This is a genomic window from uncultured Romboutsia sp. (assembly GCF_958366745.1).
GTDB lineage: Bacteria > Bacillota > Clostridia > Peptostreptococcales > Peptostreptococcaceae > Romboutsia > Romboutsia timonensis.
On sequence record NZ_CATXCO010000075.1, the window covers coordinates 1 to 9,829 of the forward strand.

Genomic DNA, 9,829 nt, shown 5'->3' on the forward strand with positions numbered 1-9,829 from the left:
TTTATTAAAGTCATTCATGCTTTCCTCTAATGGTTTATCTGATAAAGTATTACTTTGCCCTAACTCATTTAGATTGCTTATTCCTTCATCTAGTGAAATTAAATCATCAGTTAAAGATTTAGAATCTGTTATTTGTAAACCACTTGTATTTTCAATACTTTCATTATTTATATTACTCGATTCTTTATTAGATAAATTGTTACTTTCATTTACTGATTGCATATTATTATCACTTGATGTATTTACACTATCATCTTTTGATATTTGGAAACCATCTTTAGAATCCATTTGATAGTGTAAGCTAGAATCTTTACTAGAAATATCTTTATTATCTTCTATATTAGATGAATTGTTTTTTAAGTTCATAGCATCCTCTAATTTACCACCTTTATTTGCTTCTCTAAATCCTTTCATAAATCCCGATGCCATACTTCCCCCACCAATAGCACTATTTTTAATTGAATTGGCTATAGAATCTAATCCTTTAGCTGTTGAAATTGCTCCTTTCATTCCCATATATCCAGCACTAACAATACTCCAACCACTTTTAACTCCACTATCTATACCAAATATTCTCTCTATTAGATTCGGACCATCTATAACTGCTATTGATGCTCCTATTAGCAATATAGTTTGTGTTATACCTTTTGAGTTTTCTGATGCCCACGAAGAAAACATTAAATACATTTTTAAAAGTACTGATATTAAAAATAGTACTACAAAGTTTGATACAATATATCTAATTACTTCTTTTAGTTTTTGACCATTTGCTATATCTGCAAATGAATATAAAAGAGCAAATAATTTTACAAATCCCAATTCAAATATTATCCTTGAAACCTTAAATAATGTTGCTAAAAGTGTTATTGTCGTACAAGAAAGTGTTGTAAGTATCACAAAAAAATCAAAGTTGTATCTATAGTATTCTTCTTTTCCTAGTCCTAAAAATCCATTTCCAAGTGCTTCTTTTTTCTTTTGTCCATTTGGGTCTAATGATATTTTATTTTTAAATACATCTTTATTTTTAACTAATGATGCATCTACTATTTCATCTATATTTATAAGACTTATCAAATCTTCTTGTATATTATTCTTTTTACTTAAGTTGAAATTATTTTCATCTAAGTAATATAAATCATATAAATTATCTTTTATTACTTTATTTGCTGATAAATTATATTCCGACTTTAAACCCAATGCTCCTGTCGTTGTCATTTTTTCCATATGGCTCATAAACATTGGAAGTAACATAAATACGGCTATAGATAATGCAATATTTTTAAATACATTATTTACTCTGAACTCTCTATCAAATATTAATTTATATCCTAAGAAAACAATAGATAATGCAAGTATCACCCATGCTAACGGTAATATTTCATCTATAAAATCATTTAACTGTTGACTCGAAAAGAAACCATTTAGTGAGTATATTTCATTTACCACCGTTTCAATACCATTTGATATAAAGGCTAATAAATTTATAATTCCCCACCCTATACCTCTAATTAGAGTTTTAAGTATGCTCGTTAAATTAAATATTTCACTATTACTAAGAATACTGATTATTTCACTTTCTCCCACCTATTACACCTACTTTATTTCAAATATTTACAAAATAAAAAGCCTAATTTAATATTAGACTTTTTGTAGTATTATAAATTGATTTATTTCTTTAATTACTTCTTTTTCATCTTCATCTATTTTTTCTAATAAGTAATTAAATGTCTTACTTTTATCTATTAAATCATCTATATCATCATATAAAAGACTTATCTCACTTAGATACTGTTTTAGTTTACTTTTAATATCTTCATCTAGTGTAATAACCCTATTATCTTCTCTAACTTCATCAACTCTTTTTTCTTCATTATTTACTTTTTTACTCTGAATTTCTTTTACTTTTTCATTTGTTTCATTTACTTCCTCTTCTTTCTTATCTTTACTCTTATATGAATATCCCAACTCTTTATAATCAACATCCTTATGTAGACTGTCAACTTCTATATCTAATAATGATTTTGAGTTACAAAATGTATCAGTTAAATATTCGTATCTATGTTTCATAGCATACTCATTGTTATTAAAAATAGGTTTTGGAACAATTCTATTTCCTTTTTTATCACTTCTTTTAATTACTCTTACAATGACACTTTCACCCATCTTTAAAGCTCTTAACTCTTGTGATGTTAATAATCTTCTAGCATCTAAACTCTCACTATGATTTTTCTCTAGTTCGTATTTATCACCACTTCTTGATTTTATTACTATCGTCTTTTCACCAACCAATTTAGAAAACTTTTCAGCAGTTTCATCTTCATTAGTTAATATATAAATTTGATTACCACAATTACCTTCAATCGTTGGTGCATCATCACTATATAAATTTCTAAGTTGAGAATATGCTTGTATTATAAGGTTAAATCTAATATTTCTACCTAGACAAACAGTTATAATATTTGCCATACCTTCTATTGGTAGCATATTACCAAATTCATCTAGTAAGAATATTACTTCTCTATCACATTTACCCGAAATTGATAATGTAGATTCTTTAGAAAGAACATAATACATTTGTCTAACAAATATACTTGCTATTACATGAATTGATTTATCATAATCGGGCGTTACCATAAATATTGCTTTAGGTTTTTCACTTCCTATAGGAAATCCTACAGATTTAAAATCTAATGAATTTTTACTTGTCATCTTCGCTATTTTTTCAAATGTAAACGTATTTAACTTATTCGCTGCTGACACTAAAATGCTTCCTTTAGTATTTTCTTTAGCAAATTTCGTAGTTGAGTATTGCATCTTTGCTACTGATGTATTATCCATTTTATCAAAGTAATTGTCTATCTCATAATACTCTTTGCCATCAGGAGTCTTTTTTACTACTCCAAGTTCATTTAACATATTGGCAACAGTATAAAGAGTTATTTTATATTCTTCTCTATTATTAATACATTCTTCGCATAATGCAAGAATTAAAGCATTAGTTAAACTCATTGCAGTATTTTGCCAAAAAGCATCTTTTGTATTTGGGTCATTATATATTGAATAAGTCAATGTTTGGCACAGTAATTGTGCTTCTCCATAATCCTTTCTTTTGTAGGCATCTATTATAAGTGTTAAAGGATTATAACTCATTGAATTTATAGGGTCTATCAAATTAAGCATTAAAACTTCATATCCTCTTTGTTCAAGAGTTTCTTTACTCATGGCAATAAGTTCTCCCTTTGGATCATTTATTATCATAGAAGGTTTTTTAGTTGCTCTTGAATATATATCTATTGTTGGTACAACAAAAGTTTCACCTTTACCACTTCTAGTTGTTCCTATTATCAGATTATTAACAGGACTATCATCTATATAGATAACATTCTTTTCTTTATTCCAAGCTATAGGAACACCTCCTCCACCTTCATAAGTTTCATCACGAAGTGGAACAGATTTATATTGTTCATCTATCTCTTCTCTTGTAGTAAATGATGCAGTCCCTTTTTGTCCATCTTCAATACTTTCAAATGAATTTTTTAAGTTTAGAACTAACTTTGCACTAGCAAATAAAACTATTCCTATTACAATTAAATATATCGGAAAAAAATATAGCATATATGAAAAATTAAACATCCCAAATATACTTGGCTTATCTCCACCAAGTAAAGCTCCTATTGATTTTGTTGTAAATTCCATCAATAAATTTAGAAATGACATTGTTCCAACTAAAATTGTTATTGCTATTTTTTTTATAAACTTATCATCTAATAACTTTTCACTAACTTTTTTATCTAAATTCTTATCTTCTAAAAATTTTTTCATATCTAAATCCAAAATAAATCCACCTACAATCTAATACTATAGTATATATTTTCATAAAATACAAAAAGAACTTTTAAATGAAAGTTCTTCTTGTATTTTTCATATACTTATATTATTTTTGTTGATACTAAAATGTTATTTTACTTTGTAAAAATGATGTTATGCTAGTTGCACCTAATGCAATTACTAATCCTACTGCACTTCCAATATACCATGGTTTCGCTTTTTCAAAACCATTTCTACCACCAAACATATGATTAAATCCACCAATCGCTAATGTAACTCCTGTTGCTGGTACTGCTATCATTTGTAACCATGAAATCATTTCATTCGCTAAATTCGCTAAATTTTCAACCATTTTTAATACCTCTTTTCTATAGTTTTAATAAATTTTTATATAAAGAAAGTCCTATTATAATGCAACAAATCATAAATATTATTTTTGAAATGCTGAATACAATATTATTTCTTTTATACATTGTCTTTTTTAATTTTTCATTTTTTTTTATATATTTCTTTAATAACTTTTCTTTATTTAAATCTTTTTTTAAGTTATTTTTCATATTGTTTATAGTTTCTTTTTCCTGCTTAAGTTCTAACTCTAATTGTTTTCTTTTTTCTTCGATTTCTTGTTTAAGTTCTGATTCTAAGTGATTTCTTTTTTCTTCCTTTTCCCGCTTAAGCTCTAATTCTATCTGATTTATTCTTTCTTCTTCCTCCTGCTTAAGTTCTAACTCTAACTGATTTCTTTTTTCTTCTTTTTCCTGCTTAAGCTCTAATTCTATTTGATTCCTTTTGTCCTCTTCCTGCTTAAGTTTTAATTCCACATACTGACTTATTTTTTCTTCTTCTTGATTAAGTTCTGATTCTAAATACTGATTTATCTTTTCTTTTTCTTGATTAAACTCTAACTCTAGCTGATTCTTTTTTTCTTCGATTTCTTGCTCAAATTCTAATTCTATCTGATTTCTTCTTTCTTCTTTTTCCTGCTTAAGTTCTAACTCTAACTGATTTCTTCTTTCTTCTTCCTCCTGCTTAAACTCTGATTCTATTCCATATTGTCTTTCTTCATAACTTGAATCTATATTCTCATTCATTGCCTTATCAAGTTTATTTAGCAATAAATCTTTTTCTCCTTGAGGATAATCTCTAAATACTGTATCTAATGTTTCTTTAACAAGTAGTATTATATCGGTTTGATTTCCATTTTTAGTAATATACCTATCTCTAAATAATAAGTCTTGATTTTCTAGTATTGAATATTCTACAGATTCAATACTTTTATTATTTTTAGTATGTTCTTCTAATTTTTCTAATATAGAAGATGCCTCTTGTAATGAATATTTTTTATTTGAAGATATAATTTTTTTTAATCTGCTATCTACTGTAAACTTTATATATATCATTCAAATTGCTCCTTTACTACATCAAAATATTTTCTAATCCTCAGTATTATTTGTTGATTGTGTTCCTAAGAACGGTTTTCTTTCATCTGATTTTTTATGTGCTAAATAGAAACTCAGAGCATCTTCAAAGATTTCTGAATATTTATCTTGAACTTTTAAATATTGTTCATATAACCATTCATCATGTTCTACACCTTCTGAGTTTAATAACATCTCTGCTATATTTTTTACTCTCTTAAATTCTTTACTATTAGGCTTGGCCATAGTTAATCACCCTTTCTTCTTTTATATTTGTTAAAAAGTCTTTCACTTATATACAAAAAGGAGAGTATTGAAACTCTCCTTTAATCAAAATATTATTCTATTACCTGTCTACTTTTTAGGTTTATATATAGTAGTATATATAATACTACTATGCTTAATAGTGATATAAATACAATTCCAATATTATGATTCATTTACATTTCTTTACTCTCCTTTTAATTTATTTGAATAAAAATACATACTACATTTAGCTTAAAAAAAAGGAGAGTATTAATACTCTCCTTTCAATTATCATCCTGTAAATAATACTTTTATATTATCTAATATTAATTGTCCTATTTCATTTGAACCTGCCTTTACTAATAATAATGCAATTCCTGCTACTACTAAGGTTATCATTGCCCATGAACCTCTATCCGTATTTTGGTCTAACATTCTAATTCTCTCCTTTTCATATTAATAATTTATTTTTTACTAACTAATAAAATTTGTTCTCGGGGAACATTTTTTACATTTTATTTTAAAGAAGTCTTTCACTTATATACAGAAAAAAGAAAGTATTAAAACTCTCCCTTAATTAAATTTTTATTTGTTATGGTGTAACAAATAATGCTTTTATGTTATCTAGTATTAATGCTCCTATTTCATTTGAACCTGCCTTTACTAATAATAATGCAACTCCTGCTACTACTAAGGCTATCATTGCCCATGAACCTCTATCCGTATTTTGGTCTAACATTCTAATTCTCTCCTTTTCATATTAATAATTTATTTTTTACTAACTAATAAAATTTGTTCTCGGGGAACATTTTTTTACATAAAAATAAGACATAAATTTATGTCTTTTGATTCAACTAACTTCTTTTATCTTACAAGTGAAATTGATGACCCTTTAATTGGATAACTTTGAGTACCAAGATTGAAGAATAAAATTTTATACTCCCCTACTATTTGATAGTCAACTATAGAGCCAAAAGGGAGTTTTTGATTTAGTTGATTACTACTTACTCTAAATCTTCCTTTGTAATGTTTTTCATTATAATCGTCTATATTACTCATAGCATTTATAGTTAAGCCACCATTTCTTTCTATTTGAGCGTCTACATATTGCCTAAAACTATTAACTTGTTGTATTTCAAAACAGAATATAGATATTGCAACTATAAATGTAGTCATTATTGCAAATATATACAATTTTACATTTATCATTATATTACTTTCTAACAAAATATCACCTCTTTTTTAATTATTCTTTCATGTTTAAAATTTATATTATGTTCCTATTAAAAAATCTTTAAATAAGTTGATAAATGTTGAAATCATATATCCAAAAACAATTATTAAACTAAGCATTGTTATTTTAGTAGGGAACATATTAAATTTTCTTAATTTGAAATCTATTATTTCATCAACTCCATTAAATAATTGTTCACTAGCCATTTTACCTAGTTCTTCAATAATAGAACTATCAAATGTATTTTGTTGATAATCATATAATGTTGTCATAAATAAAACTGCTTGGTCAGTTCCCGAAGCAGTTAATGCAAATTTTTTAAAAGGTTCTTCTGAATTTGGATTATCATTCATCTCAATTATAAGATTTTCTAAACTACTTTTTACATATCCTTCTTCTAATCTAAGCAACATTTTGTTAAATACATTGTATAAAGTAGAATTAGATTGAAGTAAGTATGGTATTAACATTCTTGTAAATTTAGAAAATGTTAATTGCTTTTGAAATAATGAGTTATTATAAATTCTCTTTACTCTTTTATATTCGTTAGTCCATTGAAGTAATGCTAAAGCAATTCCTGCTAGAATTAAATACGGTTGTATAAATGATAATATTACACCAACTATTAAAAATACTGAACATTTCTTAAATCTATTTTTTTGATAGTTAATAAACATTTCATCAGTATATCTTAACTCTTTAAGCATTTTATATAAATTTTTCTCTGCTAACTTATGCCATATCGTTTCATGTAAAACTACATTCTCCCTTGTGATAAAATCCATTTTTAAATATACACCTCCAATTTAAACTTGTACTTCCATAATACTATCATCACCCATTCTATTTAAGAATTCATGGTATGTTTTTGCTAATATAAATAGGTATATAACACTAGATACCCACCCAATCAGATTATGTGCATATACTTCTATAAATTGACTAAATCCAAACGACATTGTTATAGTACCTATAAAAAGAAGTCCTACTTTACACATAAACTTAAATTCCCATTCTTTTTGTTGTTTTTGAATAAAGAACTTTTCTTGTCTTTTTTTTATTTCATTGTGATATGTTTTAATGTCTTTTAGAGTTTCTATATTATGTCTACCTTCAATTACAAGTGTAGTTAATTGCTCTACATATAAAGAGAATATTACATCACTTTCATATTTGTTTGCTAACCATTGAAAAGAATCTTGAATATCTTGATTACTCCCATCAACAATTTTTGCTTGTAACTTTAATAAATCTTCTTTAAATTCTCCATTGGCTCTGTCTGCAACAGTTTTTAATGCTTGTAATACTGTCTTTTCATTGTTAGTTAATATCTGTGTCATATTATTTACAAAATTATTCTTTTCACGAAAAGCATTATTTTCATAACCCCTCTTTACTTGTTGTGGAATGATATATGCATATGAGTATATCATTGCTAAAATACCTGTTATAAGTGGTAGCCACAAATTATAAAACAAAATAAATGTATAGAAAAATGCTACTACAAATGGAATCATTAAAGAGAAAAATAATTCTTTTCTTTTTAATGGACTACCATATGCTATTTTGTAAGCATTTAACTCGTCTATAGTTAATATTTTTTTCTTTTTGAAAATCAATGACTTATCCTCCTTTTCTTATTCAGATTACTAATAGTTGTAACATGGTAAGCCTTTATAAATTGAACCAAATTCAATTAATTTATTTTTAAAATCATTACTATATGTACCTATCTGTGGTATAAACTTATCATCTTCAACTTTCATTTCAAATACCGTATTTGTTTTTTCACCGTCTAAGTATTCAACAATTTCAGAAAGATACCTAACTGTTTTTCCATTTACTTTTTTCTTTTTTATATGAATCCCAAAATGGAAATATCTATAAATATCACCTCTAAGTGCTTCTTCGTCAACTTGATACCCTTGTTTTGCCATGTTCACAAATCTTGTAGGTGTTGCTTTTGCATTTACTGCATGAGCAGTTGTTATAATTCTATGTCCCGATAAAACAGATTGAATCATCTCGTATGCTTCTTTACCTCTAGTTTCAGAAATTATAATCCATGCTGGATTGTTTCTTAGTGCCGCCTTAATTAAATCCGTAAATGAAACATTATTTGTAGTAAGCCAACTTATTATATCTTTTTCGGGATATAGCGTCTTAAAATGTCCTTCTAGTGTGTCCTCGCCTGTAACTATCTTTTGGTCAAAAGGGATAAATCCAACTAATAGTTTTTGTAGCTCTGTTTTACCCGTTCCAACTTCACCCGAAATAACTATGTTACTTCCGACTTCTATCATGGCTTTAAATAAGTCTAATACATACATAGGAGCAAAGTTTTCAAAGTTATCTATATTTAAAGCAAGGCGAGGTCTTGTAACCCTTATTGACATTGTTGTTCCATATGGGGAATTTACTTTATGAACTGCATTTATTCTTAAATTACTAAATGATGCATCTAATATCGGGCTTTTGGGCGTAAATTCTTTACCTACGGCATTTGCGAATTTTTGTATTATTTTTATTATATAATCTTCTTCAACTTCTCCATTATATACAAACTTTTCTTCGGGTGTTTCTATAGTTAAATCTGTTGCATTGTAAGAAATATCTGTAACTAACGGATGCTTAGTTAATATATCATCAATAACCCCAAGTCCTACGGTTTCTTGGACTACATACTCTAAGCGTTCTTCATCTTTTAAAAGTAAACTATGCTTTTTCTTTAATATATCTTTTATAAGTTCCCTTGCTTCTATGTTTAAAAATGCATCTAAGTATAACTCGGGATAATTCTCTTTTAAATCTCTCTTTATTTCATCTAAAACATTATCATTTACTAAACTCATATTTTTTTATCCTTTCATTTATATATTTTAATATGTCGTATTTTCTTTCAAAACGGTTCTATAATCTGTGTCATTACTATCAGTAACTTTAACACTTACTGCCTTAATTTTGTTATTTTTATCTCGTAAATACTTGTACGATATATCTTTAATATTAATATCTATATTTAAATTTTTATAAAATAACTTTTCAAAATTTTCTTCAAATGTCATGTCTATAACATCTACATAGTTTTCTTCAACTCTTGCAC

At 26.5% G+C, this 9,829-nt stretch carries 12 protein-coding genes; all 12 read right to left on the reverse strand.

Going from position 1 to position 9,829, the window contains the following annotated elements; translation table 11 throughout:
• Nucleotides 1-1,584 (reverse strand): pLS20_p028 family conjugation system transmembrane protein (locus Q5F54_RS06685; protein WP_302334131.1); only part of this gene is annotated, 1,584 nt, incomplete at its 3' end.
• 54 nt (nt 1,585-1,638) lie between these two features.
• Nucleotides 1,639-3,834, reverse strand: a complete 2,196-nt coding sequence (locus tag Q5F54_RS06690) for a VirD4-like conjugal transfer protein, CD1115 family (RefSeq protein WP_288525604.1) — start codon at nt 3,832-3,834, stop codon at nt 1,639-1,641.
• A gap of 115 nt (nt 3,835-3,949) precedes the next feature.
• Nucleotides 3,950-4,180, reverse strand: a complete 231-nt coding sequence (locus Q5F54_RS06695) for a hypothetical protein (RefSeq protein ID WP_288525607.1) — start codon at nt 4,178-4,180, stop codon at nt 3,950-3,952.
• 16 nt (nt 4,181-4,196) lie between these two features.
• A complete protein-coding gene (locus Q5F54_RS06700) occupies nt 4,197-5,228 on the reverse strand; it encodes a hypothetical protein (RefSeq protein ID WP_302334132.1) in 1,032 nt (343 codons plus the stop codon).
• Between the two features lie 33 nt (nt 5,229-5,261).
• Nucleotides 5,262-5,492 carry a hypothetical protein gene (locus tag Q5F54_RS06705; RefSeq protein ID WP_288525610.1) on the reverse strand — a complete coding sequence of 77 codons (231 nt, stop codon included), beginning with the start codon at nt 5,490-5,492 and terminating at the stop codon, nt 5,262-5,264.
• A gap of 291 nt (nt 5,493-5,783) precedes the next feature.
• Nucleotides 5,784-5,927: a hypothetical protein gene (locus tag Q5F54_RS06710; protein WP_302168813.1), complete on the reverse strand. Its 144-nt coding sequence runs from the start codon at nt 5,925-5,927 to the stop codon at nt 5,784-5,786.
• A 157-nt stretch (nt 5,928-6,084) separates the two neighbouring features.
• A complete protein-coding gene (locus Q5F54_RS06715; RefSeq protein WP_288525613.1) occupies nt 6,085-6,231 on the reverse strand; it encodes a hypothetical protein in 147 nt (48 codons plus the stop codon).
• Nucleotides 6,232-6,356: 125 nt separating this feature from the next.
• The gene (locus Q5F54_RS06720) at nt 6,357-6,719 is read right to left on the reverse strand and encodes a hypothetical protein (protein WP_288525615.1); all 363 of its coding nucleotides are present in this window, start codon (nt 6,717-6,719) and stop codon (nt 6,357-6,359) included.
• A 45-nt stretch (nt 6,720-6,764) separates the two neighbouring features.
• Entirely contained in the window at nt 6,765-7,511 is a 747-nt protein-coding gene (locus Q5F54_RS06725; protein WP_288525617.1) for a hypothetical protein, read from the reverse strand.
• A 21-nt stretch (nt 7,512-7,532) separates the two neighbouring features.
• Nucleotides 7,533-8,345, reverse strand: coding sequence for a hypothetical protein (locus Q5F54_RS06730; protein WP_288525619.1), 813 nt, complete (start codon nt 8,343-8,345; stop codon nt 7,533-7,535).
• Nucleotides 8,346-8,375: 30 nt separating this feature from the next.
• Nucleotides 8,376-9,578 (reverse strand): ATPase, T2SS/T4P/T4SS family, encoded by a 1,203-nt coding sequence (locus tag Q5F54_RS06735; RefSeq protein ID WP_288525622.1) that lies wholly within the window; start codon nt 9,576-9,578, stop codon nt 8,376-8,378.
• 27 nt (nt 9,579-9,605) lie between these two features.
• Nucleotides 9,606-9,829 (reverse strand): hypothetical protein (locus Q5F54_RS06740; RefSeq protein WP_302334133.1); only part of this gene is annotated, 224 nt, incomplete at its 5' end.

What these genes read in the sequence shown, in the direction of transcription:
- Q5F54_RS06695 (WP_288525607.1), bottom strand. Translation starts at nt 4,180, where the DNA reads ATGGTTGAAAATTTAGCGAATTTAGCGAATGAAATGATTTCATGGTTA.
- Q5F54_RS06700 (WP_302334132.1), bottom strand. Translation starts at nt 5,228, where the DNA reads ATGATATATATAAAGTTTACAGTAGATAGCAGATTAAAAAAAATTATA.
- Q5F54_RS06705 (WP_288525610.1), bottom strand. Translation starts at nt 5,492, where the DNA reads ATGGCCAAGCCTAATAGTAAAGAATTTAAGAGAGTAAAAAATATAGCA.
- Q5F54_RS06710 (WP_302168813.1), bottom strand. Translation starts at nt 5,927, where the DNA reads ATGTTAGACCAAAATACGGATAGAGGTTCATGGGCAATGATAACCTTA.
- Q5F54_RS06715 (WP_288525613.1), bottom strand. Translation starts at nt 6,231, where the DNA reads ATGTTAGACCAAAATACGGATAGAGGTTCATGGGCAATGATAGCCTTA.
- Q5F54_RS06725 (WP_288525617.1), bottom strand. Translation starts at nt 7,511, where the DNA reads ATGGATTTTATCACAAGGGAGAATGTAGTTTTACATGAAACGATATGG.
- Q5F54_RS06735 (WP_288525622.1), bottom strand. Translation starts at nt 9,578, where the DNA reads ATGAGTTTAGTAAATGATAATGTTTTAGATGAAATAAAGAGAGATTTA.